The organism is Bacteroides sp. MSB163, assembly GCF_036416795.1.
Taxonomy (GTDB): domain Bacteria; phylum Bacteroidota; class Bacteroidia; order Bacteroidales; family Bacteroidaceae; genus Bacteroides; species Bacteroides maternus.
Genome location: NZ_CP143867.1, coordinates 4,624,610 through 4,650,555 on the forward strand (window position 1 = coordinate 4,624,610; position 25,946 = coordinate 4,650,555).

21 protein-coding genes and 1 tRNA gene are annotated in these 25,946 nt (G+C 40.7%); 11 read left to right on the forward strand and 11 right to left on the reverse strand.

Annotated features, from left to right (window positions below; genetic code table 11):
* Window positions 1–105: 105 nt before the first annotated feature.
* The 3 genes from VYM24_RS17745 to VYM24_RS17755 are packed head-to-tail and all read left to right on the forward strand — an operon-like array spanning window position 106 to window position 2,949.
* Window positions 106–1,254: a COG1470 family protein gene (locus tag VYM24_RS17745; RefSeq protein ID WP_299091395.1), complete on the forward strand. Its 1,149-nt coding sequence runs from the start codon at window positions 106–108 to the stop codon at window positions 1,252–1,254.
* Window positions 1,255–1,256: 2 nt separating this feature from the next.
* Complete coding sequence (locus tag VYM24_RS17750) at window positions 1,257–2,006, forward strand: ABC transporter ATP-binding protein (protein ID WP_330940524.1); 750 nt, start codon at window positions 1,257–1,259, stop codon at window positions 2,004–2,006.
* The gene (locus VYM24_RS17755) at window positions 1,993–2,949 is read left to right on the forward strand and encodes an ABC transporter permease (protein WP_330940525.1); all 957 of its coding nucleotides are present in this window, start codon (window positions 1,993–1,995) and stop codon (window positions 2,947–2,949) included. Before VYM24_RS17750 ends, VYM24_RS17755 begins: the two co-directional genes overlap by 14 nt.
* A gap of 82 nt (window positions 2,950–3,031) precedes the next feature.
* Here the strand turns inward: VYM24_RS17755 and VYM24_RS17760 are convergent, their stop codons facing one another.
* Entirely contained in the window at window positions 3,032–3,391 is a 360-nt protein-coding gene (locus VYM24_RS17760; RefSeq protein ID WP_022210405.1) for a lipocalin-like domain-containing protein, read from the reverse strand.
* 374 nt (window positions 3,392–3,765) lie between these two features.
* Between VYM24_RS17760 and VYM24_RS17765 the strand changes: the two genes are divergently transcribed.
* Window positions 3,766–3,840: transfer RNA gene (locus VYM24_RS17765), tRNA-Pro, on the forward strand.
* Between the two features lie 79 nt (window positions 3,841–3,919).
* On the opposite strand, the gene VYM24_RS17770 is transcribed toward VYM24_RS17765, so the two are convergent.
* Window positions 3,920–4,627 carry a tRNA1(Val) (adenine(37)-N6)-methyltransferase gene (locus tag VYM24_RS17770; RefSeq protein WP_291549092.1) on the reverse strand — a complete coding sequence of 236 codons (708 nt, stop codon included), beginning with the start codon at window positions 4,625–4,627 and terminating at the stop codon, window positions 3,920–3,922.
* 173 nt (window positions 4,628–4,800) lie between these two features.
* Between VYM24_RS17770 and lon the strand changes: the two genes are divergently transcribed.
* Genes lon through VYM24_RS17785 form a run of 3 tightly spaced genes read left to right on the forward strand, consistent with a single transcriptional unit; the run spans window position 4,801 to window position 9,535 of the window.
* Window positions 4,801–7,275, forward strand: a complete 2,475-nt coding sequence (gene lon / locus VYM24_RS17775; protein WP_330940526.1) for an endopeptidase La — start codon at window positions 4,801–4,803, stop codon at window positions 7,273–7,275.
* The gene (gene tgt, locus VYM24_RS17780) at window positions 7,272–8,402 is read left to right on the forward strand and encodes a tRNA guanosine(34) transglycosylase Tgt (RefSeq protein ID WP_330940527.1); all 1,131 of its coding nucleotides are present in this window, start codon (window positions 7,272–7,274) and stop codon (window positions 8,400–8,402) included. The genes lon and tgt overlap by 4 nt, the downstream gene beginning before the upstream one ends.
* Complete coding sequence (locus tag VYM24_RS17785; RefSeq protein WP_081743786.1) at window positions 8,399–9,535, forward strand: LptF/LptG family permease; 1,137 nt, start codon at window positions 8,399–8,401, stop codon at window positions 9,533–9,535. Before tgt ends, VYM24_RS17785 begins: the two co-directional genes overlap by 4 nt.
* Before the next feature lie 212 nt (window positions 9,536–9,747).
* Here the strand turns inward: VYM24_RS17785 and VYM24_RS17790 are convergent, their stop codons facing one another.
* Window positions 9,748–10,254, reverse strand: a complete 507-nt coding sequence (locus tag VYM24_RS17790) for a redoxin domain-containing protein (RefSeq protein WP_007218515.1) — start codon at window positions 10,252–10,254, stop codon at window positions 9,748–9,750.
* Window positions 10,255–10,667: 413 nt separating this feature from the next.
* Here VYM24_RS17790 and serB point away from each other — a divergent pair, with 413 nt between their 5' ends.
* The 4 genes from serB (at window position 10,668) to VYM24_RS17810 (ending at window position 17,741) form a co-directional block, all read left to right on the forward strand.
* Window positions 10,668–11,897: a phosphoserine phosphatase SerB gene (serB, locus tag VYM24_RS17795; RefSeq protein WP_044271530.1), complete on the forward strand. Its 1,230-nt coding sequence runs from the start codon at window positions 10,668–10,670 to the stop codon at window positions 11,895–11,897.
* 75 nt (window positions 11,898–11,972) lie between these two features.
* Window positions 11,973–14,705: a SusC/RagA family TonB-linked outer membrane protein gene (locus VYM24_RS17800; protein WP_330940528.1), complete on the forward strand. Its 2,733-nt coding sequence runs from the start codon at window positions 11,973–11,975 to the stop codon at window positions 14,703–14,705.
* Between the two features lie 11 nt (window positions 14,706–14,716).
* A complete protein-coding gene (locus VYM24_RS17805) occupies window positions 14,717–16,354 on the forward strand; it encodes a RagB/SusD family nutrient uptake outer membrane protein (RefSeq protein ID WP_330940529.1) in 1,638 nt (545 codons plus the stop codon).
* Window positions 16,355–16,433: 79 nt separating this feature from the next.
* A complete protein-coding gene (locus tag VYM24_RS17810; protein WP_330940530.1) occupies window positions 16,434–17,741 on the forward strand; it encodes a DEAD/DEAH box helicase in 1,308 nt (435 codons plus the stop codon).
* A 41-nt stretch (window positions 17,742–17,782) separates the two neighbouring features.
* Here VYM24_RS17810 and VYM24_RS17815 read toward each other — a convergent pair whose 3' ends face one another.
* The 8 genes from VYM24_RS17815 to VYM24_RS17850 are packed head-to-tail and all read right to left on the reverse strand — an operon-like array spanning window position 17,783 to window position 25,946.
* Complete coding sequence (locus VYM24_RS17815; RefSeq protein WP_330940531.1) at window positions 17,783–18,583, reverse strand: DUF4738 domain-containing protein; 801 nt, start codon at window positions 18,581–18,583, stop codon at window positions 17,783–17,785.
* 21 nt (window positions 18,584–18,604) lie between these two features.
* Window positions 18,605–19,918: a UDP-glucose dehydrogenase family protein gene (locus VYM24_RS17820; RefSeq protein ID WP_007214156.1), complete on the reverse strand. Its 1,314-nt coding sequence runs from the start codon at window positions 19,916–19,918 to the stop codon at window positions 18,605–18,607.
* Between the two features lie 5 nt (window positions 19,919–19,923).
* Entirely contained in the window at window positions 19,924–20,472 is a 549-nt protein-coding gene (gene rfbC / locus VYM24_RS17825) for a dTDP-4-dehydrorhamnose 3,5-epimerase (RefSeq protein ID WP_291549105.1), read from the reverse strand.
* Between the two features lie 5 nt (window positions 20,473–20,477).
* Complete coding sequence (locus tag VYM24_RS17830; protein WP_425286608.1) at window positions 20,478–21,914, reverse strand: capsule assembly Wzi family protein; 1,437 nt, start codon at window positions 21,912–21,914, stop codon at window positions 20,478–20,480.
* Window positions 21,915–21,918: 4 nt separating this feature from the next.
* A complete protein-coding gene (locus VYM24_RS17835; protein WP_330940532.1) occupies window positions 21,919–22,539 on the reverse strand; it encodes an exopolysaccharide biosynthesis polyprenyl glycosylphosphotransferase in 621 nt (206 codons plus the stop codon).
* Window positions 22,540–22,595: 56 nt separating this feature from the next.
* Entirely contained in the window at window positions 22,596–23,693 is a 1,098-nt protein-coding gene (locus VYM24_RS17840; protein ID WP_330940533.1) for a glycosyltransferase family 4 protein, read from the reverse strand.
* Window positions 23,690–24,712, reverse strand: a complete 1,023-nt coding sequence (locus tag VYM24_RS17845; protein ID WP_330940534.1) for a radical SAM/SPASM domain-containing protein — start codon at window positions 24,710–24,712, stop codon at window positions 23,690–23,692. Before VYM24_RS17845 ends, VYM24_RS17840 begins: the two co-directional genes overlap by 4 nt.
* 37 nt (window positions 24,713–24,749) lie before the next feature.
* On the reverse strand, window positions 24,750–25,946 hold the full coding sequence (locus VYM24_RS17850; protein ID WP_330940535.1) for a glycosyltransferase: 1,197 nt from the start codon (window positions 25,944–25,946) through the stop codon (window positions 24,750–24,752).

Sequence of the window (25,946 nt, forward strand, 5' to 3'; positions counted from 1 at the left end):
CCGTGTCGATATTTTATTGCTTTTAACAGCTACTAATTTTTCCATTATTTATTTTTGCAGCCACATAAATCGATAACTCATATTTAATTAACCATAAAATTCTATATGATTATGCGAACTAATTATTTGTTGCTATTGACCATTTTGTTGGGTTTAATACCCATGAATTACACACACGCCTCTGACTCAATTCCAAGCGTGTTTCTTTATTCTCCTTATACAAAGATTTCTGTTTCTCCGGGAACAAGTATTGATTACAAAATTGATTTAATCAATAATTCGGATATTCCGGTCAATGTAGATCTGTCTGTTACAGGATTACCTGCAAGTTGGAAACGTGAATTGAAATCCGGTGGTTGGAATATTAACAAATTAGCTGTCCTGCCTAGTGAAAAGAAAGACTTTAACCTGAAATTGGAAGTTCCATTAAAAATAAATAAGGGTAGCTACAATTTTGTTGTAGCTGCTGGAGACTGTCGGCTTCCTTTGACTGTCACCGTAGCCCAGCAAGGTACTTATCAGACTGAATTTACTACTGATCAACCCAATATGCAGGGCAACTCAAAATCGACATTTACTTTTAATGCCGTACTGAAGAATCAGACGGCTGATCAGCAGTTATATGCGTTGATGTCTAATGCGCCCAGAGGATGGAATGTAATTTTTAAACCTAATTATAAGCAGGCAACTTCCGCACAAGTAGAAGCGAATGCCAGCCAGAATGTGTCGATAGACGTTACTCCGCCGGCTAATGTTGAAGCTGGGAATTATAAGATTTCAGTACGTGCAGTAGCCGGTAATACTTCTGCTGATCTGGATCTGGAAGTGGTGGTTACCGGTACATATCAAATGGAACTGACTACTCCACGAGGATTGTTGAGTACTGAAATAACTGCCGGAGATGTGAAGCGTCTGGAGTTGGTTGTCAGAAACACAGGTTCCTCTTTATTAAAGGATATTCAACTCTCATCCGGTAAGCCAAAAGATTGGGAAGTATCTTTTGAACCTGCCAAAATAGAAATATTAAAAGCCGGAGAAACATCTACTGTTACGGCTATAATGAAAGCTTCGAAAAAAGCTTTGCCAGGCGACTATGTAACAACAATGGAAGCCAGAACTCCTGAAGTAAATGCAACTGCACAATTCAGAATTGCAGTAAAAACACCAATGCTTTGGGGGTGGGTAGGAATATTAGTCATCGTTGTAGCTGTGGGAGGTGTCTATTACCTATTCCGAAAATATGGAAGGAGGTAATTATGGGCGAACAAGTGATTGTACTTACCGATTTAACCAAAAAATACGGTAATTTCACTGCTGTAGACCATATTAGCCTGTCAATCTGCAAAGGAGAGATTTTCGGATTATTGGGTCCGAATGGTGCGGGAAAATCCACAACTATCCTGATGATGCTGGGGTTGACAGAACCAACTTCCGGTAAAGTGGAAATTTGTGGAATAAACTCCACTACAAATCCTATTGAAGTCAAGAAGAAAATCGGTTATCTCCCTGAAGATTTAGGCTTTTACGATGATATGACCGGGTTGGAAAACCTCATCTATACAGCACTTCTGAACGGCTTTTCAAGGAAAGAGGCTGAAGAGAAAGCAAAGGAACTTATGCGCCGGGTTGGACTTACCGAACAGGTGAATAAAAAGACAGGAAAGTATTCCCGCGGTATGAGGCAACGTTTGGGTTTAGCGGATGTATTGATAAAGAATCCGGAAATCATTATTCTGGACGAGCCGACATCCGGTATCGATCCTGCCGGAATCCAGGAATTTATAGAATTGATTCGTAATTTGAGTAGGGTACATTCCCTTACCGTATTGTTTTCCTCACATAATCTAGATCAGGTACAGAAAGCTTGTGATCGTGTGGGCTTATTTAATCACGGAGAATTACTGGCTCAGCTTGATCTTAGAGAAATGGAAGGTAAACAAGTGGAACTTATTGATATCTACAATAATTATATAAAGGAAGGAGGTGAGAAGTATGAACGGAATTGAGCTGCCTTTCTGGGTTATTGTGAATAAAGAGATCCGGGATCATGTGCGTAGTTGGCGCTTTATTATTTTACTTGCCATTATCACGCTCACTTGCTTGGGAGCCTTGTATACATCACTCACCAGTATGCATGAGGCTGTCAAATCAGGTGATGTGGAAGATACTTTTTTCTTCTTGAAATTGTTTACCGTATCCGATGGCACATTACCTTCTTTTGTTTTGTTCATCAACTTTTTAGGGCCGCTGTTAGGTATTGCCTTAGGATTTGATGCCATGAATTCGGAACTGAACAAAGGGACATTATGCCGTATATTATCACAACCGATACACCGTGATTGTATAATCAATGCCAAATTTGTTGCTGCACTGATTTTGATTACCATTATGCTGTTTGTATTAGGATTTTTGGTAATGGGAGCCGGGCTGATAGCCATCGGTATTCCACCTACACCGGAAGAATTTGCCCGTATCATTTCCTTTTTGATCCTAAGTGTTTTCTATGTAGGTCTTTGGTTGAATATGGCGATACTGTTCTCGCTCTGCTTCCGGCAGACGGCTACTTCAGCTTTAGCTTCTCTGGCGATATGGTTGTTTTTCAGTGTATTTTATACGATGATTGTCAATTGGATTGCTAAGATGTTCATGCCTTCTGATATGATGCCGCCTTATTATGTTGTCGGTTATCAAAAAATAGTTTGGGGCATAATGTCATTGAATCCATGCGAATTATTCAATCAGGCAACTTCTGTATTGCTGATGCCATCACTTCGAAGCTTGGGACCGTTAATGATGGAGCAGGTTCAAGGGGCAATACCTAGCCCTCTCCCATTGGGACAGAGTTTACTGGTTATATGGCCACAGCTAACAGGATTGATTGCAGTTACAATTCTCTGTTTTGCACTCTCTTATATCATATTTATGCGTAGAGAAATACGTTCAAGGTAAATTGATTGGTTGGGTTAAGAAGAAATCCCTGACGATATTTATTACTTTAAAGTCGTCAGGGATTTATATATTGCAGTTTGTATTATTTCTGCCTTACATACTCAAGAGTATATCCATAATTGGAACTTAACACTAAAGAATCCGGCGTTAGCTTGTCAATCTTCAGTGTATCCACACCTTCAATCTCTATTCCATTACCGATACTTTTTACTGTCAGATAAAGCTGGTCACCTTGTTGTTCCCATTCTTTGTATATCAAAGTGTGCATATTAATGGAAGATGCTTCTCCATTCTCTTCCAGTTTGATTCCTTGCACTTCTCCAGGTTGTCCGTTAATGGGCATTACCCAGGAACCTACCACTGTGACAGGAGTTTTTGTTCCACCGCCACAAGCGGCAAATATGACTGCCATGACAGCCATGCTGAAAATTTGTTTTTTCATGATGTCTTTTATTTTATAGTGTAACGTTGAGATGTACTAATTGTTTGCGGGGATAAAGTTAAACGAAATATATTGTTTTGCCAGATAATATTTCATCTTTTTATTCTGTTAGCTAGTAGGATGCCATTCACAAGTTGGAGGCATATCAACTATATACCAAGTCCGTATCTGCTCCGTAGTAGCTCCGTACTCTATAGATACGGACCTGATACGGACCTGATACGGACTTGGTACGGAGCAACTACGAGTAACACTATTGTTTTACAAGCTTTTAGAACTTATGGAAAATATTTTTTTCTAAAAAAACTTCATATTTCTTTGTTTGTTACAAAATAGTTTCTACCTTTGCACTCGCTTTTAAGAAATAAGGCACTCGGGGTGTAGCGCAGTCCGGTTAGCGCACCTGCTTTGGGAGCAGGGGGTCGTGGGTTCGAATCCCGCTACCCCGACTAAAAAAAGGTTTAACTACCAAGTTAAACCTTTTTTAGTATAAAGGAATTTACCTCCTATACCAGCATTGTTATCAAACTACATTTTTAAATAAAAATCTTTTGTCAGTGCAATATATTCCGGTGTAAATTGATGGTGTTCCACTTCAATACATAAAGTCTCTTCTATGCACTCATGTTCTTCGTGGCTGAATGAAATAAGTACTCTTCGGCTTGGTTTATCCGGTTTAGTGAAGACATGAAGACGACGCGAAGGGTACAACATATATTTCCAGGCTGTGTTGATTACTAACTTTTCTGCTTCGGCGGGAATGATAATGCATACCCTCCCCTGCTTTTCAAGGAGATGTGCCGAGCGTCGGAAAAGTAACTCATAATTTAGTTCACAGGTATGACGTGCCATATTGCGTTGCTTGTCAGGGCAGTTCAATGCATCAACAAAATACGGTGGATTAGAAACTATCAGATTATATTTACTTTCGGTCTGAAATAGACTGAAATCGTTACAGATAACTTGTATTCGTTTTATCCACGGAGAACGGGCTACATTCATCTTAGCCTGAGTTGCCGCAGTTTCATCTATTTCTATAGCCGTGATTTGCGACAATGGATATCGCTGTGCTAACATTATAGCTATCAATCCAGTGCCAGTTCCTATATCGAGGATTTTTTGTGAGTTTTCTGCCTCTGCCCAAGCACCTAGCAACACTCCATCTGTACCTACTTTCATGGCGCATTTATCATGCCATATAGTAAATTGTTTAAACTGAAAATAAGGATTTGACATAGATCGTAGTTGTTAATAGAGAGCAAAAATAGACAAAGTCGGGAATATTACGACAAATTTGGCACTGTTTTTGTCTTTTTATGGAAAAGGTGCTTTATATTAATGAAGAATAGATTAACTTTGCAGGCGCTTTGTAAGCCCTGTCAGTATGACATAAACTTAAAAAGAACGAAATGAAGAAAAGACTTTACCTAAAAGATACGGAAGCGGGAGAAGAAGGAAACACTTTTTCAGTGATTGCTGATTTTGAGGGGAATGAAGAACAGTTGATGGATATTGAAGTGAATGAGATACTTCCGATATTACCTTTGCGGAATATGGTTTTATTTCCAGGTGTATTTATGCCGGTATCTGTCGGGAGAAAGACTTCCATGAAATTAGTGCGTGAAGCTGAAAAAAAAGGTGCATATATCGGAGTGGTTTGCCAGAAGGTAGCAGAAACGGAGGTGCCTTTGTTGGAAGATTTGCATACTATTGGTACGGTAGGTAAGATTATCCGTATCCTGGAAATGCCTGATCAGACTACCACTATTATTCTGCAAGGCGTCAAACGTATGGAATTGGAAGAAATTGTAGATACAACTCCTTATTTGAAAGGGCGCGTAAAAGCGTTGGGAGAAGATATTCCTGATAAAAATGATAAGGAATTCCATGCGTTGGTGGAAGCTTGCAAGGATCTGACTATAAGATATATCAAATCATCTGATATGTTTCCGCAGGATTCTGCATTTGCCATCAAGAATATTACGAATCCTATGTTTCTGGTGGATTTTATCTGCACGAATCTTCCGCTGAAAAAAGATGAGAAGATTGAATTGCTGCGTATTGATGCATTGCGTGCACGTACTTATCGTTTGTTGGAGATACTGAATCGGGAAGTGCAACTTGCCGAAATCAAGGAGTCCATACAGATGCGCGCACGGGAGGATATTGACCAGCAACAACGTGAATATTTCTTGCAACAGCAGATTAAGACCATTCAAGATGAATTGGGTGGCGGTGGCCAGGAACAGGAAATAGAAGAATTACGCCGTAAAGCAATCGCTACTAAGTGGAGTGCGGAAGTAAGAGATACTTTCATGAAAGAGGTGGATAAACTGGAACGTACACATCCACAATCTCCTGATTATAGTGTGCAACTCAATTATCTGCAAACAATGCTAAGTTTGCCGTGGGGAATATACACTACAGATAATCTGAACTTAGTCAATGCTGAGAAGACTCTGAATAAAGATCATTATGGCTTGGAAAAGGTGAAAGAACGTATTCTGGAACACTTGGCTGTATTGAAACTGAAAGGTGATATGAAGTCGCCTATTATCTGTTTGTATGGCCCTCCGGGAGTAGGAAAAACCTCTTTGGGACGTTCTATCGCTGCTGCCCTCAAACGGAAATATATCCGTATGTCATTGGGTGGCGTGCATGATGAAGCAGAGATACGCGGACATCGTAAGACATACATCGGTGCTATGCCGGGACGTGTTATCAAGAGTCTGATAAAGGCTGGTTCATCCAATCCGGTGTTTATCCTGGATGAAATAGATAAGGTGAGTTCAGATCGTCAGGGAGATCCTTCTTCTGCTTTGCTTGAGGTGCTTGATCCGGAACAGAATACAACATTCCATGATAATTTCCTGGATGTAGATTACGATTTATCTAAAGTAATGTTCATTGCTACTGCAAATAATCTGAATACTATCCCTGGACCGTTGCTCGATCGTATGGAGTTGATTGAGGTAAGTGGTTATATCACTGAAGAGAAGATTGAAATAGCCCGTCGCCATCTGGTTCCGAAGGAACTGGAAGCCAACGGTATGAAGAAGAATGATATCAAAATACCAAAGAATACGCTGGAGGCTATTATCGAGTCGTATACCCGTGAAAGTGGTGTACGCGAATTAGAGAAGAAGATAGGTAAAATACTTCGTAAATCGGCACGCCAGTATGCTACGGATGGTTACTTTGCCAAACAGGAAATCAAACCGGGAGATTTGTATGAGTTCCTTGGAGCACCTGAGTATACCCGTGATAAATATCAGGGCAATGAATACGCCGGTGTAGTGACCGGGTTAGCATGGACCGCCGTGGGGGGAGAAATCCTGTTTGTAGAAACCAGTTTGAGCCGCGGAAAAGGTGGGCGTCTGACGTTGACCGGAAATCTGGGTGATGTCATGAAAGAGTCTGCAATGCTGGCCTTGGAATATATCAAGGCACACGCTTCTTTGCTGAATCTGGATGAAGATATTTTTGATAATTGGAATATCCACGTACATGTGCCGGAAGGTGCTATTCCTAAGGACGGCCCCTCGGCAGGTATCACCATGGCCACTTCTCTCGCCTCTGCCCTCACCCAGCGTAAAGTGAAGGCAAATCTTGCTATGACAGGAGAAATAACACTTCGTGGTAAGGTACTTCCCGTGGGTGGTATTAAGGAGAAGATTCTGGCTGCGAAACGTGCCGGTATCAAGAATATTATTCTAAGTGAAGAGAACCGTAAGAATATTGACGAGATACAGGAAATATACCTCAAAGGTTTGACTTTCCATTACGTGAAAGATGTGAAAGAGGTGTTTGCCATTGCGCTGACCAATGAGAAGGTTGCCGATGCCATTGACTTGTCCGTAAAGAAAGAAAAGAAAACAGAATGACATTCGACTTACAATATACAGACAGTAAAAGTAATGCGCGTGCAGGATTGATAACTACCGATCACGGGCAGATAGAAACTCCTATCTTTATGCCGGTAGGTACCGTAGGAACGGTGAAAGGTGTGCATGTAACCGAACTGAAAGAAGATATTAAGGCGCAAATCATATTAGGGAATACCTATCATCTATATCTGCGTCCGGGACTGGACGTATTGGAAAAAGCCGGAGGACTGCATAAGTTCAACGGCTTTGACCGTCCTATGCTGACAGATAGTGGCGGATTTCAGGTGTTCTCATTATCAGGTATCCGTAAACTACGTGAGGAGGGTGCAGAATTCCGTTCGCATATTGATGGTAGTAAACATATCTTCACTCCAGAAAAGGTAATGGATATCGAGCGTACGATTGGTGCAGATATTATGATGGCGTTTGACGAATGTCCTCCGGGAGATTCGGATTATGCGTATGCCAAAAAGTCATTAGAACTAACACATCGTTGGTTGGACCGTTGCATTCAGCGCTTCAATGAAACGGAACCGAAGTATGGATACCAGCAGTCTCTCTTTCCTATTGTTCAAGGATGTGTATATCCTGATCTTCGCAAGCAGTCGGCAGAATTCATTGCGTCGAAGGGTGCGGATGGTAATGCCATCGGCGGCCTGGCGGTAGGTGAACCTGTGGATAAAATGTATGAGATGATTGAGTTGGTGAATGAGATTTTGCCGAAAGATAAGCCACGGTATCTGATGGGGGTAGGTACACCGGTCAATATTTTGGAGGGTATCGAGCGCGGTGTAGACATGTTCGATTGTGTAATGCCAACCCGGAACGGGCGTAATGGCATGTTGTTCACCAAAGATGGTATCATCAATATGCGCAATAAGAAATGGGAAACAGACTTCTCGCCCATTGAAGCTGATGGAGCTTCTGCGGTAGATACCTTATATAGTAAGGCGTATCTGCGTCATCTGTTTCATGCACAGGAGTTACTGGCTATGCAAATTGCCTCTATTCATAATTTAGCATTTTATCTGTGGCTGGTGGGGGAAGCTCGCAAGCACATCATTGCCGGTGATTTCTCCACATGGAAACCGATGATGGTGAAACGCGTATCGACAAGGTTATGAAAAAACTGAACTGGAACATGAAAGGTATAAAGATGCCGGATAACTGGAAATGGTTGAAGCGGCTCGACTTCTACATTATTAAGAAGTTCCTTGGAACTTATGTGTTTGCCATTGCATTGATTATCTCCATTGCAGTGGTATTCGACTTTAATGAGAAGATGGACAGATTTATGTCACACGAAGCTCCTTGGAAAGCCATAATCTTCGATTATTATCTGAATTTTATTCCTTACTTTGCAAACCTGTTCAGTCCGTTGTTTGTGTTTATTGCGGTTATTTTCTTTACCTCAAAACTGGCTGAGAACTCCGAGATTATTGCGATGTTCTCTACCGGAATGAGTTTTAAGAGGATGCTTCGTCCCTACATGGTGTCAGCAGCTATAATTGCAATAGTAACATTCTTTTTGGGCTCTTATATCATACCCCAAGGTAGTGTGACGCGTATTAACTTTGAAGATAAATATTATAAGCAGCGCAAATCGAATACAGCTCGTAACATTCAGTTGGAAGTGGATTCGGGTGTCATTGCTTATATTGAACGCTTCGAAGATTATAGTAAGACGGGATATCGTTTTTCACTGGATAAATTTAAAGACAAGCAGTTGGTTTCTCATCTTACGGCACGATCTATCACTTATGATACAGCCTCCGTCCATAAATGGATTATAAAGGATTACATGATACGTGAAATGGATGGTATGAAAGAGAACATTGTTAAGGGAGACCGCATCGATAGTACTCTTTTTATGGAACCTGCCGATTTTCTTATTATGAAAAATCAACAGGAAATGATGACCAGTCCACAGTTAAGCGAATATATTAGTCGGCAGCGGCAGCGCGGCTTTGCCAATATCAAAGAGTTCGAAATTGAATATCATAAACGCATTGCCATGTCGTTTGCATCATTTATCCTCACATTGATAGGTGTTTCTCTTTCTTCGAAAAAGACTAAAGGGGGAATGGGATTACACTTGGGGATAGGTTTGGCATTGAGCTTTTCATATATTTTGTTCCAGACGATTGCTTCCACCTTTGCAGTGAATGGTAATGTACCTCCGGTAATTGCTGTATGGATACCGAATATACTCTATGCGTTCATTGCGTTTTATCTGTATCAGAGAGCACCGAAATAGAGTAACAGTTCAAATTAATAAAAATAAGAAGCCCCTCCCGCTCCTTGTGTTACCACAAGTGCAGGAGGGGCTTTTTTGTTGTATCCATTTCCTCTTTTGTCTTTGCTTCCTTTGACTTTAACGATGCTTTTTTCATCACATAAGTTTTAGAAGCAACCCCACTTTCGTCTTACAGGTTCTTTAAATCTTTCATGGCAATGTGCAGTGAAAGCTTAATTCAAGTAAGCTGAAAGTTCTGCAGCAGAGATGTTTTTGGCTATAATTACACCATTATCATCCAGTAAATAGTTAGTAAATCCCCGGCCTAAACGGTACTTTTTAAAGATGCCGGACGACTCGCCTTTAGTTTCCACGAAACAGGTGGGCGTAACTATTTGGTCCTTACGAATGGTTTCCTCGAAGATAGATTGATATTCATCGAATGATACGGAAACCATTTCCACATTATTGTTTGGAGAAGTTGAGTGAAGCGCATTGCTCAAACTTGCGTTTTGCATCCGGGATTGCGCATCATAACTTGCCCAGAAACTGAGTAACACATATTTTCCCTTCATCTTGGAGAGATTTTGAATAGGTTGCTGCTCAGTCGACATAGTTTTGATTTTAAAATCAGGGGCTATGTCACCCACATTTAAACCTCCGGTAGGTTTGTCTTTTTCTACGAAAGAAGTCAAGGAACTAATTAGTAATACAACAAAAATCCATTTTACATGCTTCATGTAAGGCGGTTTTGGTTAATACTGGTTGATTTATAGATGTTTGTCAGAATTAAAAACAACGTCTTAACTAACAAATATACAATCAACGTTTACTAAGATTATAGAACCACTCGTTCTAAATCGGCGACAAAGGTATAACTTTATTATTGAAAATCAAGTAAACGGTTGACTTTTTTATGTTATATAACATGTTTTACATTTCTGGATACCTCTCTGTACAGTATCGATCTGGTGATTTTCGAATATATATTATATATTTTTATCATTTGTATCAAGTCTCTCCTCAAGAGAAATAGGAAACATTTCATGAATATTACTGTTAAATACATATTTCTATGTTAATTGGTGTATATAGCAGGAATTTTATCTACTTTTGCACAGTGTTACTCATTAATTTAGATAAACAATTTTATATGCAATCGTTGAGCACAGAACTTATTCTTATCCGCGTTACGGGCGAAGATCGTCCGGGATTAACTGCATCCGTTACAGAAATTTTAGCTAAATACGACGCTACTATTCTTGACATTGGTCAGGCGGACATTCATAATACACTGTCATTGGGTATCTTATGCAAGACAGAGGAACAACATTCAGGATTCATCATGAAAGAGTTGCTTTTCAAGGCATCTTCCCTGGGAGTGACGATTCGTTTCTATCCTATTTCGGTGAAAGAATATGAAGACTGGGTCAACATGCAGGGAAAAAATCGCTATATCCTTACTTTACTGGGACGTAAGTTGTCTGCCCGCCAAATTTCCGCAGTCACCCGCATCCTTGCCGAACAGGGGATGAACATTGATGCTATCAAGCGCCTGACGGGACGTATTCCATTGGATGAATGTGATTTACGTACACGTGCGTGTATCGAATTCTCCGTCCGTGGAACTCCGAAGGATCGCATTGCCATGCAAGAGCATCTGATGAAGTTGGCGAGTGAACTTGAAATGGACTTCTCTTTTCAACTCGATAATATGTATCGTCGTATGCGCCGTCTGATATGTTTCGATATGGACTCCACACTGATTGAGACGGAAGTAATTGACGAATTGGCCATACGTGCCGGTGTAGGAGATGAAGTAAAAGCTATCACCGAACGGGCCATGCGTGGGGAAATAGATTTTACCGAAAGCTTCCGCGAACGCGTAGCTTTACTGAAAGGGCTGGATGAATCTGTAATGCAGGATATAGCAGAACACCTGCCTATAACAGAAGGGGTAGACCGGTTGATGTATGTGTTGAAAAAGTACGGCTATAAGATTGCCATTCTTTCCGGTGGTTTCACCTATTTCGGACAATACTTGCAACAAAAATATGGTATTGACTACGTATATGCCAATGAACTGGAAATTGTGGATGGAAAGTTGACTGGACGTTATTTGGGAGATGTTGTAGACGGTAAGCGGAAAGCTGAACTGTTGCGTCTGATTGCACAGGTGGAAAAAGTGGATATTGCTCAAACTATTGCCGTGGGTGATGGAGCCAATGATCTACCGATGCTGGGTGTTGCCGGTTTGGGTATCGCTTTCCATGCTAAACCAAAAGTGGTTGCTAATGCCAAACAGTCCATCAATACAATCGGGCTCGATGGAGTGCTCTATTTCTTAGGCTTCAAGGACTCATATATCGATTTGCCGAAATGAGCTGAACTATTCCGCAAATATATTTGTTTCATATAATGACATCTATATTTGCGGAACCTCTTAAATATTAATGCTATGAAGAGAATAAGGAACTTTTTCTATCTCTCTTTGCTTTTGACTGTCCCTGGCCTTCAAGCCGTTGCACAAGAAAAACTTCACGTTAGCCTCCCTGACTCTATAACGACTGTTGGATATGCCACAGGCCTTCGCAAGAACCTTTCAGGACTTGTAGAGAGAATTACCGAAAACCAAATGAATAAAGACCAGATAACCAATCCATTGGATGCTATCCGCGGACGGGTACCGGGTTTGACTATTCTGAAAGGTTCCAATGGACCTGCAGCATTGGATGCTGTCCGCTTGCGTGGTACCACTTCATTGACTACCGGGAATGATCCGTTGATTATTGTAGACGGTGTTTTTGGTGATTTGAGTATGCTTATGTCTATCTATCCGGCGGATATTGAAAGTTTTGTTATTTTGAAAGATGCTTCGGAAACAGCGCAATATGGTTCGCGCGGAGCATCGGGTGTTATTGAAATTACCACTAAAAAAGGTGTTAGTGGGCGTACAAGTGTGAACTATAATGGTAGTTTCGGTATTGCTTCAAGCTATAAAACGGTAAGAATGCTCAATAGAGATGAATTTCGGGCAGTAGCTAAAGAACGTGGCGTTTCTATTCTTGATTTGGGAAACAATACTGATTTCCAGAAGGAAATAGAACAAACAGGGCTGCAACATAATCATCACATTGCTTTCTCCGGTGGAACAAATACCTCCAACTATCGTGTTTCTCTTGCTTTGATGAATCGCGAAGGGGTGATTGTTAATGAAAAGTTGCGGAACTTCACATCGAATATGAATATGACGCAGTACGTATTCGATAATTTTCTGAAATGTGATCTCGGAATGTTTGGTTCCATACAGAAAGAGCGTAACCTGGTAAATTTACATAAAGTGTTTTATTCGGCTGCTGCATTTAATCCCACTTTCCCTAATCATAAAAATCCGGAAACCGGAAGTTGGGATGGAAGTGTTCTTGCCAGCCAGCTGTCTCATCCGCTGGCATGGATGGACGTGAATGATAAAGACGCTACTTCGCACATTAGTACGCATGCACGGTTGACATTTAATTTGTCTGAAGCATGGAAACTGGCACTGTTTGGTTCCTACACCTATAATGTGATTGAAAATTCACAGTATCTGCCGGTTGCGGTCTGGGCGCAAGGGCAGGCATACAAAGGAACTAAGAAAATGGAATCGTTACTAGGGAACCTGATGTTGTCTTATAAAAAAGAATGGCGGAAGCATTTCTTTGATGTTTTAGGTTTGGCGGAAGTGCAAAAAGACCAATATTCGGGATTCTATACCACAGTTACTAATTTCAGTATTGATGGTCTGGGCTATAACAATCTTCAGGGAGGCGCTCTCCGTTCGTGGGAAGGAACTAATTCTTATTATGAAGATCCTCGCCTGGCCTCCTTCATGGGACGTGTGAACTATACGTATGATGATCGTTATATACTGACAGTGAATGCCCGTGGAGATGCCTCTTCCAAGTTTGGCAGTAATCATAAATGGGGTTTCTTTCCGGCTGTATCTGTTGCATGGGTAGTCAGCAAGGAAAAGTTTATGGAGAAACTGCCTTTCATTGACAATCTGAAAGTCCGCGCAGGCTATGGTTTGGCAGGTAACCAAAATGGAATCGATTCGTACACTTCGCTGAATCTGATACGCCCGAACGGAGTTGCTCCGGTAGGTTCATCGCCTGTGGTCACAATGGACCAATTGAAGAATATGAATCCGGACTTAAAATGGGAAGTGAAACAGACCTTCAATGCCGGTATAGAAATGGCTTTACTGGGTAACCGGTTGTTACTGACTGCCAACTATTATAATTCCAAGACGAAAGATATGCTCTATCTCTATAATGTGAGTGTACCGCCTTTCACTTACAATACTTTGCTGGCAAACATTGGTTCCATGCGTAATTATGGAACAGAGCTATCTATTGGTATAACTCCATTGAAAACCAAAGATATGGAACTGAATATCAATGCTAACCTGACTTTTCAACAAAACAAATTGCTTTCCCTCGATGGCAACTATCAAGGTGAGCATATTTCAGCAACAGAATACAAGAGTCTTGCCGGATTGGATGGTGCCGGATTTCATGGCGGATATAATCATATCGTATACCAGATTGTAGGTCAGCCGTTGGGGGTATTTTACCTCCCTCATTGCACAGGATTAGTATCCGATGGTAACGGAGGCTATACTTATCAGATTGCTGATTTGAATGGTGGTGGTGTTAGTCTGGAAGATGGTGAAGACCGGTACATAGCAGGTCAGGCAGTTCCAAAGACAATTCTTGGCTCTAACATCAGTTTTCGTTATAAAGATTTCGATGTATCGTTACAGATAAACGGTGCATTCGGGCATAAGGTCTATAATGGTACTTCGCTTACTTATATGAATATGAATAGTTTCCCCGACTATAATGTCATGAAGAAAGCGCCTACACGGAATATAAAGGATCAGACAGCTACAGATTATTGGTTGGAAGATGGTGATTATGTGAACTTCGACTATATCACAGTGGGCTGGAATGTTCCATTGAAAAATACCCGTTACCTGCAATCGCTTCGCCTGTCACTGACGGTCAATAATCTGGCTACTATTTCCGGTTATTCCGGATTGACACCCATGATAAACAGTTCATCGGTGAATTCTACTTTAGGTATAGATGATAAACGCAATTATCCTTTATATCGTACATATACCATCGGACTAAGTGTAAACTTCTAAACCTTAAAGACATGAAAAGATATTCCATAATTCGTTCGTTTTGTATTTTGGTCACCCTCAGTTGGTGCATGATCTCATGTGATAGTTTTCTAAAAGAAAATCCCCGCGATGCATTACCCGAAGAAGAAGGCTATCGTAACATTACTGAACTTTATCTGAATGCAGTTGCCTCTCTCTATAACTACATCGGAGGAAATTCCGACAGTCAAGGATTGCAGGGAACAGGACGCGGCATATATGATCTGAATACTTTTACAACTGATGAAGCCATTATGCCTACTCGTGGTGGTGACTGGTACGATGGTGGTTTCTGGCAAGGACTGTTCTTGCACAAATGGGGAATAAATAATGATGCGATACAAGCCACCTGGGAATATCTCTACAAAGTAGTTATGCTCAGTAATAAGTCTTTGGAACAAATTGAAAGCTATGCACTTACACATGCAGATGCAGAACTTCCAGCCTATCGTGCCGAAGTGCGTGCTTTGCGTGCAATGTACTATTATTATCTGACGGACCTGTTCGGTAGTATTCCGCTGGTTCTATCTTCCAAGGTTGCCTCAAAAGATATTGTACTAAGTGAACGTGAGAATATCTTTAATTTCATATTCAAGGAACTACAAGAGGCAGCCCCACTCCTGCCCGCTCAGTTCAGTAACCGTTCTGGTAATTACTATGGCCGCTTGACACGTCCCGTAGCCTACTTCCTGCTTGCAAAACTGGCACTGAATGCAGAAATTTATATGGATAATAACTGGGTGGATGATATCCATCCGGATGGGAAAACAATCTTCTTTGATGTGGATGGCAATACATTCAATGCCTGGCAGACCGTAGAGTTCTATTGTGACCAAATTACAGCTTTAGGTTATCGTCTTGAATCAGATTATTCCGCCAATTTTGCCGTATATAATGAAGGCTCTGTTGAAAACATCTTCACTATTCCGATGAATAAGACGTTATATACCAATCAGATGCAATATCTTTTCCGTTCGCGCCATTATAATCATGCCAAAGCGTTAGGTTTGTCTGGCGAGAATGGATCAAGCGCCACTATCGAAGCCTTACAGACTTTTGGATACGAGACAAACGAACAGGACCCGCGTTTTGATTATTGCTATTATGCAGGTACTGTTTATGATTTGAAAGGTAATGTCGTGAAATTGGATGATGGAACAGCTTTAGTTTACGAACCGTGGAAGGTTAAACTGGATCTGTCCGATGAACCTTATGAAAAGACTGCCGGTGCCCGTATGAAAAAATATGAGATAGATGACAAAGCCATGAAAGATGGAAAACTGATGGAGAATGATATTGTTCTGTTTCGTTACGCTGATGTATTGCTCATGAAGAGTGAAGCCAAAGTCCGTGACGGACGCAATGGAGATGAAGAACTGAATCAGGTGCGTACCCGTGTAGGAGCACCGGAACGCACTGCTACTTTAGACAATCTTCTGGCTGAGCGCCAATTAGAATTGACCTGGGAAGGTTGGCGACGTCAGGACTTAATTCGTTTTGGACAATTTACCCGTTCTTACAACAGTCGTCCGCAACTTCCCAACGAAGAAAGTGGGTATACTATTGTCTTCCCCATTCCCGAGAAAATCAGACAGATGAATCCGAGATGGGAACAGCATCCGGGGTATTAAAGGAATGGATTGCAAAGTAGCTTCATTCTTTTGTGATAATCACTTTATTTCCTATCTTTGCGACTAAATAAAAAGAAACATGAAGTTTTCCGAACTACAACTGAATGATCAGGTACTTGATGCACTGGAAGCCATGCGCTTCGATGAGTGCACACCTATACAAGAGAAATCCATTCCCGTTATACTTGAAGGCAGAGATTTAATAGCCGTGGCACAGACCGGAACCGGTAAGACGGCTGCCTATCTGTTGCCTGTACTGAATAAACTTTCCGAAGGTGGACATCCTGAAGATGCTATAAACTGTATTGTTATGTCTCCCACACGAGAATTGGCGCAACAAATAGATCAGCAGATGGAAGGTTTTTCCTACTTCATGCCTGTCAGCAGTGTGGCAGTTTATGGTGGTAACGATGGGATACTCTTTGAACAGCAAAAGAAGGGGCTAATGTTGGGAGCCGATGTTGTTATAGCTACTCCGGGACGTTTGATAGCTCATCTGAGTTTGGGATATGTAGATCTTTCCCGTGTTTCCTATTTCATTCTTGACGAAGCCGACCGCATGCTCGATATGGGTTTCTTCGATGACATCATGCAGATTGTGAAGTATTTGCCTAAAGAACGGCAAACCATCATGTTTTCTGCTACCATGCCTGCAAAAATACAACAACTTGCCAACACCATTCTCAATAATCCCGCTGAAGTCAAACTTGCCGTTTCACGCCCTGCTGATAAAATTGTGCAAGCCGCCTATGTTTGCTATGAAAATCAGAAGTTGGGTATAATTCGCAGTCTCTTTGCTGAACAAACACCGGAGCGTGTCATTATCTTCGCATCATCCAAGTTGAAAGTAAAGGAAGTGACAAAGGCCTTGAAAATGATGAAGCTGAATGTAGGCGAAATGCATTCTGACCTGGAACAGGCACAGCGTGAAGAAGTGATGCATGAGTTTAAGGCAGGCCGTATAAACATTCTGGTTGCCACTGACATCGTGGCTCGTGGTATTGACATTGATGATATTCGTCTTGTGATTAACTATGATGTTCCGCATGACAGTGAAGACTATGTTCATCGTATTGGTCGTACGGCGCGTGCTAATAACGATGGTGTTGCTCTAACCTTTGTAAATGAAAAGGAACAAAGTAACTTCAAGCAGATAGAAAATTTCCTGGAAAGAGATATTTATAAAATACCTGTACCTGAAGAATTAGGCGAGTCACCCGAATACAAACCACGTAGTTATGACGGAAGGGGCAAACGTAACTTCCGTGCTAAAGGACGAAATACCAATAAAGGTAGTGGAAATGCTCCGAAGAAAAGAGATGCTTCAAAAGGAAGAAGTAATGCTCCGAGAAAAAGTGCTAATCCTTCAGGAAAAAGCAACAAATAAGAGAAGGATTTCTTTAATAGATATTGTTTGATGGTGGAGTTTTACTCCACCATTTTTATATGTAATTGTTTATCAGGACCGATAGTCAGGCTTACGAGGTGATAAACGGAACTTTCCGGAATACGGAGCATGGCTTCATAATGATAGCCTTTTCCATCCACACTTATAAAATTCATGTCAGAAAGAATGGTCTGATTTAATACTTCCTCCGGGAAAATAGTTGCGAAAACTTTTTTAGTAATATCCTTGCCATACAGTAAGTTCTTGCCTTCATATACACAGATATGTATCACGTTGTCATAGTATACATTGTCCACACCTATACCTTCATCAGAATATACTGTTTTTATTACTTTCATCTTAGAAGGATTGATATAGACATAGCCCCGATAACGCGTTCCTTTATACATAACCACACTATCTTTTTTGATTACTTCTGAAGTGCTGGGGATAACTTCCACTTCCTGAGTGGAGAATGCCAGAGTGTCTTCCGGATTATCGGACTTATATAGCTTTACGATATCATCAGATAGAGAATGAAACCAAAAGCTATATTCCGTTTGACGGTCTATTTTATAAGCTGTAAGGGTATTTCCGCGTAAATAAATCGTATCACGAAGTACCTTGAAGTAAACAGGTGCATTTTGTGGGTCAGCATAATAGATCGTATCACCGCTAATACGCATTAACGGCATATCCGTCTCATCGTCCAGCCAGACACCTTGCAGCAATTCTTTAGCGGTTAAGTCTTCCCTGTCGGAATTTTCCCCATTTTTAGTACTGCTACAGGATGATACAAGCACAACAACGAGCACCATAGAAATAGTACCCCACTTTATCATAACTCTCTCTGTTTTATATTTTTAATGTCCGATGCAATGATAGGTAAATCCTTGCTCTTCCATTTCTTTCTTGTCATAGATATTACGCCCGTCCAACACCACAGGTTTCTCCATGGTTTTCTTGATAACTGCCCAGGATGGTAAACGGAATTCTTTCCATTCGGTAACCAGCATTAAAGCATCAGCATCAAGTACAGCATCATACATATCTTTGGCATAATAAATGCTCTCACCTATCCGACGGCGACATTCGTCCATTGCAGCGGAGTCGTAAGCCCGCACTTTGCATCCGGCTTTCAGCAGTTTGTCTATTAACACCAATGAAGGGGCTTCGCGCATATCATCCGTCTCCGGTTTGAAAGCCAGTCCCCATAAGGCAATTGTCTTACCTTTCAGTTCGTTGTTGAAGTGCTTGCAAAGTTTGTCGAAAAGAATGCTTTTCTGTAGTTCATTGACTTCTTCTACAGCATGGAGCACACGCATCTGATAGCCATTTTGTTCAGCGGTTTTGATGAGTGCTTTTACATCTTTTGGAAAGCACGAACCACCATAACCAATACCCGGATAAAGGAACTTACGCCCGATTCGGGTATCCGAACCGATGCCACTGCGTACCATATTGACATCTGCCCCTACCAGTTCACAAAGATTAGCGATATCATTCATAAAACTAATACGGGTAGCCAGCATTGAGTTAGCTGCATACTTCGTCATTTCAGCAGACGGGATATCCATAAATATTACACGGAAATTGTTCAGCAAGAATGGTTTATAAAGCTTACTCATCAATTTCTTTGCACGTTCGGACTCCACTCCCACTACTACACGGTCCGGGCTCATAAAATCATTGATAGCATTTCCTTCTTTCAGGAATTCGGGATTAGAGGCTACATCAAATTGAATACTAACACCTCGTTTATCCAGTTCCTCCTGGATAGCGGCACGTACTTTCTTTGCAGTACCTACAGGAACCGTACTCTTTGTGACTACCAATATGTACTTCTGCATGTTTCTACCAATGGTACGGGCAACTTCAAGCACATAACTGAGGTCAGCACTTCCATCTTCGTCAGGAGGCGTACCAACGGCACTGAAAACAACGTCTACCTCATTCAGGCAGCTTTCCAATGAAGTAGTGAAATGTAGGCGACCGGCTTTTACATTTCGGTTCACCATTTCTTCCAGACCACTTTCATAGATAGGAATAACACCTTTTTTCAGTGCTTCAATTTTTTCACTGTTCGTGTCTACGCAAATAACGCTGACACCGATTTCTGCAAAACAGGTTCCGGTCACTAAACCGACATATCCTGTACCGACGATGGCTATCTTCATACTCTTTATTCAAAATATGTCGCATCCCGGAAGGATGGAGCTGTTTTATCTTTAGGAGATAGTAAAAGCTGTTCTTCTGCTATAGGCCACTCAATTCCTATGGTTTCATCATTGAAACGAATGGATGCTTCTGCTTGTGGGGCATACGCATTGTCCACTTTATAAATAAAGATAGCTTCCTCGCTCAGGACAAGGAAACCATGTGCGAAGCCACGGGGAATGAAAAATTGCCGTTGATTTTCCTCACTCAGTTCTGCAGAGACATATTTACCGAAAGTTGGTGATGATTGGCGCAAATCCACTGCCACATCCAGTACTTTTCCTTTTATAACACGTACCAGTTTGGACTGACAATATTCTCCTTTTTGATAATGTAATCCACGTAATACACCGAAGGAAGACTTTGATTCATTGTCCTGAATAAAGTGCACATCACCGATATGCATTTTGAATTCCTCTTCTTTAAAGGCTTCCATAAAATAGCCACGCTCGTCACGAAGAACTTTCGGTTCGATCAGCCATACACCATCAATTTCCGTTTGTATGTAATTCATCTTTTTCAGAATGTTTTTTGTACTTTCAACTGGCAACCTAAATTGTCACCATATATCTCTCCTATATCGAAAGCGACGGATACATTGAACCGCCATCCTTTCCATGTATGGGGAGTATAGAAAACTGATGCAAAAGTAGAAAAATTTTCTAATATATTGGGTATAGGTTTGAAAGGAGTTCCCCAAGTTTTATTATATGATAGTTTTGCGAGGTATGTCCATTCGTTGCTGATGTCTCCGCTCCAACCTAAATGTAAGGCTCGGATGCGGTTGTATTTGAAACTCATGTCACCGTCTTTGTTATAAATGGGAGAAGCGATCAATGGGTTAGCCATAGTCATTCCCCAGTGTACCCAGCCGGGATACCACTCGTTGTTATAATAATCGTCGGCACCTCCCGTTTTCTCTACTACGGTGAAATCCACTCCATGCATTGGACCGCTCTGGTTAGTAGTCTGATAGTATTCCAGTACAAAACCGTTGATAGCCTGTTTATGGTTCGATTTGTATTCGATCCCCCATAACCCATCAAATCCGTTGAGTTTTCCCATTCCACTGAAATCATCGTAATAATTCTCCAGATAAGCGCTGATAGAAAAATCTTCATGTCGATAAGTCATCCGGATATGTTCGCTACCCATAAAATTACCTTGATAGGCAATTTGCTCTCCTTCAGGACTACTGTCATCTCCACGACTGGGAATAAATACCTTGAAATAATCTTTCCAACTATTTCCTAAATCTCCTGCATCCATTCCGGCACTTTTATAACCGCCAAACTGTACATCCAAGCTCATACCCAGGTCCAGTTGCCACTTACCCTGTGGAACTCCAATGCGTAAGAATCCGCTTTTATGGTGATATTTGATGCTTTTAGTATACCAATAATCCTCTCCTACCTGCTTTCTCTGATATTTATTATCAGTAAACCATCCGTACGACATTTCAGCTTTTAAGGCGAGGCGTGGTAATACTTGCACATATTCAGGAAGCCCTATCCATGCTTGCGGAATAGGCCTTGCATTACCCGACCAGGTTAGTCCTCCACTACTTAATTGCTGATTTAATAAAGGTGAGTCAATCTCTTTACTACCAATGAGTATCCCCAACCATTTATATCGTATATCAGCATAAGCCTGTTGTAATATAAAAGTGGATGTAAAACCGGATGCAACCGCCATGTCCAGTCCTCCTTCCAACCTCCACTGGCGAATTGTATCTGTATAAAAAGCCCCACCTCTTAGATAAGTGTTATTGTCAATAGAGGATAATCCATGTTGATTGCTGACCTGCCACAAAGGAGTGTTGTCACCGGTATGGACAGATGCTCCATATTCAATGAAAGATGAAATGTTTTGATGCTTCAGTACGCTTTGCGCTGTCATTACTGACGAAACAGAAAAACAAAACAGGATTGTAAGCATGTGGCAGGTTATACGCATGATTTTATCGGAATATAATTTTCACTGTGTTGAACATGATTTTCAGGTCTAACGAGAACGACCAATGTTCGATATACCATATATCATATTCTACTCTTTTCTTCATTTTATCCAGCTTCTCCGTTTCACCGCGCAGGTTGTGTATCTGTGCCCATCCCGTGATGCCCGGTTTTACTCTAAGTCTTTTATTGTATTCAGGAATGATATCACAATATTGCTCGGTATGTATCAGCATATGAGGACGTGGACCAACTATGGACATGTCTCCTTTAAGCACATTCCAGAATTGTGGTAATTCATCAAGACTGGTGATACGCAGGAAATGTCCTAATGGAGTAATACGTGGATCTTCATTGTAGGCTTGTTGTGTATCGGCTTCACCATTGGGCAGCATGGAGCGAAACTTATAACATGTAAATACCTTCCCATATAAGCCGTTGCGCTTTTGAGTAAATATAATCTTACCCGGCATCTTTATTTTGATGCAACACCCGATGATGATATATGCCACTGGATATATCGTAGTCAAGACTATCAATGATAACACTATGTCAAGTGTTCGTTTGAGTATACGGTTGCTTTTCCGTTTCAACGGAAAATTATATATTGAAGATGGTGTATTCATTCTTAAAATACAGAATTCTTTAGTATATAGAACGTTAAATTGTTATCTATATTGTTTTATAATATTAGAGAATTATATATTTCTTTGGTCTGTCCGGCTATATTGGGCCAGTTATATGCAGACAAGTTGTAAGAAACCCGTTCAGTCTGAGCATTTTCCAATTGTTTCTTCAGAGCCTGTTGCAAACAGGATAAATCTCCACTTTTGAAGTAACATTCCTCCGGTAATCCTATTTCCTTATTAGCTGGAATATCACTTGCCAGTACCGGACAATTATAACTCATAGCTTCAAGTAGTGCGATAGGCAATCCTTCATGCGTGGAAGGTAATACAAATATCCGTGCGTATGTATATAATTGTGCAAGTTTTTCTCCTTTGATAAAGCCTACCAGGCGTATGTTCTTCTGCCCTTTACACATTTCTTTTAACTTCTGAGTATATTCATCCTGATAATCAGCATCCCCGGCTATCACTAATTTTACAGATACCGGAGATAATTGTTTGAATGCTTCAATTAGTTTATCAAAGCCTTTCTCTTTCACAAGACGCCCTACTGCTAAAATATAACCATATTCTGTCAAATCCAGGCTTTGAAGATATTCAGTGCTACGTGTAGGAGATACAGGATTTATTCCATTGTGAATCAGTGTTATATTTTTCTTATCCGGATATTTCTGTTGAATCATTCGTCTGATATGTTCAGAAATAACTATGATATGATTAGCGTAGTACATTCCTGTTTTTTCTCCCATACGAAGTATCCATTTGGCAAACTTCCCCCATTTATCACGATCATAATCAGGACCATGATGGGTGATTACTGCTTTCATACCTAATAGCCGTACTAAAGGGGTCATTAATGCCGGACCTACCGCATGAATATGTACAATATCAGCTTTTACTTTGCGTGCATACAGCACAGCCAGAAAAGTGTGTATGAAAGCTTCCAAATGCTTGTTGCGCAGCACTTTTATGTCTTTTATAATAACTTGCTTATATACTATTACAGAACGATCCACTGCATAATAGGGACGGCGGATAACAATAATTTCATGCTGCTTGTCTGCAATTAATGGATAGAGCTCTTCGCAATGCGTTTCTACCCCTCCCTGTATATCGGGAATGCCTCTGGTCCCTGTTACTACAATCTTCATGTTTGTTTATCGTTTAGTATTATGGGATGTCCCAGTATGGATTGTATCTTTTGATGCAACACCCACCGCATTGGAGTAGCTATATATTTTTTCATGACCGGAGCAGCTGTTCCTACCATCCAGCAATTTTTAGGGCATTCACGCACTTGGAGTCTGACACGTTCGGCTTGTTCGCTTCTCCACAACTCTTCAAAGGAAGTCATAGTACGGATGTTTCCCATACTTTCTTTCCGGTATTTACTTTCCATGCCATTACAGGGATAAATGTCCCCATAAGGATCTACAAAGAAATTAACTAAACCAGCTTCACAAGGAAGCAAACGAGGTTTTCCTTTGATATAATTAATTAGTCCCCAGTTAAAATATGCACGAAACCAGGATTTCGGATGTTTTTCTTTTAGTTGCCATTCTATTAATTTACTAAAATTACCACAGACTTCTGTTTGATTGGTAATCACATTATCTGTTTTATGAAAGTAATATGAATTATGTAAGGCTGCAGTTGCAAATTCCATTTCCAGCGAACGAGATAAGCGGTATAAAGAAAGCATATCAGCTGAATTGGAGTTGGAAACAGTAATTCCGAAACCGATATCCTTTACTCCCATTTCTTTGAGTAGTAACAGGGTGCGAAGTCCCTTATCGAACCCGCCTTGCCTTCCTCGAAGTTCATCATTCTTTTGAGATAATCCTTCAATACTAATACGTATCCCTATTTTAGGAAACTTTTCAGCTAAACGGATAATACGTTCTTCAAACCATCCTGAAGTTGAAATAACAACACGAGGAGACTTATGGAATGCTACTTTTACAATTTCTTCCAGATCCTCCCGGATAAAAGGTTCTCCTCCTGTAATATTTATGAACTTCACTTTCGGTAGTTTTTCAATTTCTGCCGGAGTGATTTCTTTATTTTTATCTGTGGGATTTTGCCATATATTACACATTTGGCACTGCATCGGGCAGCGATATGTAACAATGATACACATGTCAGTGGGGGAATTTATAGCGGATTTCATATATATGCAGTTTATTTATTTGCAAAAATACTATTTTTCATTCCTTTCCTACTATTTCAAGCCACTTTTGATAATAATGCTCACCGGAGAAGCGTTGCAAGGCCGCGGTGGATAATTCATCTCTATTGGCAGAAACAACGGTATTGAACATTTTAGTAATTAGTGAAGGTAATTCTTCGTCTTGAGTGAAGAGGCGATTAAAGCTGCTGGTTTCTATTAATTCCGGTATGCCGCCAATATTTCGCCCTAACACAGGAGTACCACAACATAAGGATTCTATTACACTTAGTGGGTTATTTTCATACCAAATAGCAGGAATGACAGTAAATGATATTTTTTTGAGTAATTCAATAGTATCCATTATTCCCAAATGTCCAAGAAAGATTATGTTATTTGCAGTATATTTTTTCTTCAAACCAGCTTCTAAAGGTCCGCTGCCGGCAATATATAGTTTATAAGGTAAACGAGAAGCAGCCTTTAAAAGTGACTCAACACCTTTTTCTTGTGAAAGTCGTCCTATATATGCGTATGCTTCTTCCCGTATGGGGTTGGGGGTATTTATTATATATTGCACTTGTTCTTCTCCAATGAAGTTACTAATGACCTGTAGTTTACTGGCCGGATATCCTCCTTGCTGCATTTTTTCCGCCATGAACTGACTAGGACAGATAAAACTATTTGTCCATAATGAAAGCTTATTCTTATTCCAGTTCATGGCTTCCCCCCAAGCCAATATGCTTGCCGGAAAACTGTTCTTCATGCATTTACGGAGTACTACGTGCTTTTTATCCGTAAAACATGCTTCACAGGTATTTCCCTTGCAAAGACAGCTGTATGAAGGACAGATCAGTTTATAGTCATGGAGTGTCCAGATTACTTTGACTCCTCTTTGATATGCCAGTTTCGCAACTATAGGTGAAAGATACGAATGAATATTATTCAGGTGCACAACGTCAGGCTGAAATTCATCTAAAAGTTTTTTGAAGTTTTGCGCTACTCCTATCCCCCATATAATGCGGTTGGCAGCTTTTATTTTTCCTTGTAGATCCTTCGCAGAGAAACTTATCTCTTCGGCAAAATATTTATTTTCCTCACATACTATATTTTGTGAATAACTCATTGCGTAGAAACACACGTCATGGCCTGCATTACGTAATAATTGCTTTAAATTTAGGGAGTGGGTGCAGTCACCTCCCCGAAGGTATAGGAACTTATTTACAATGAGAATTCTCAT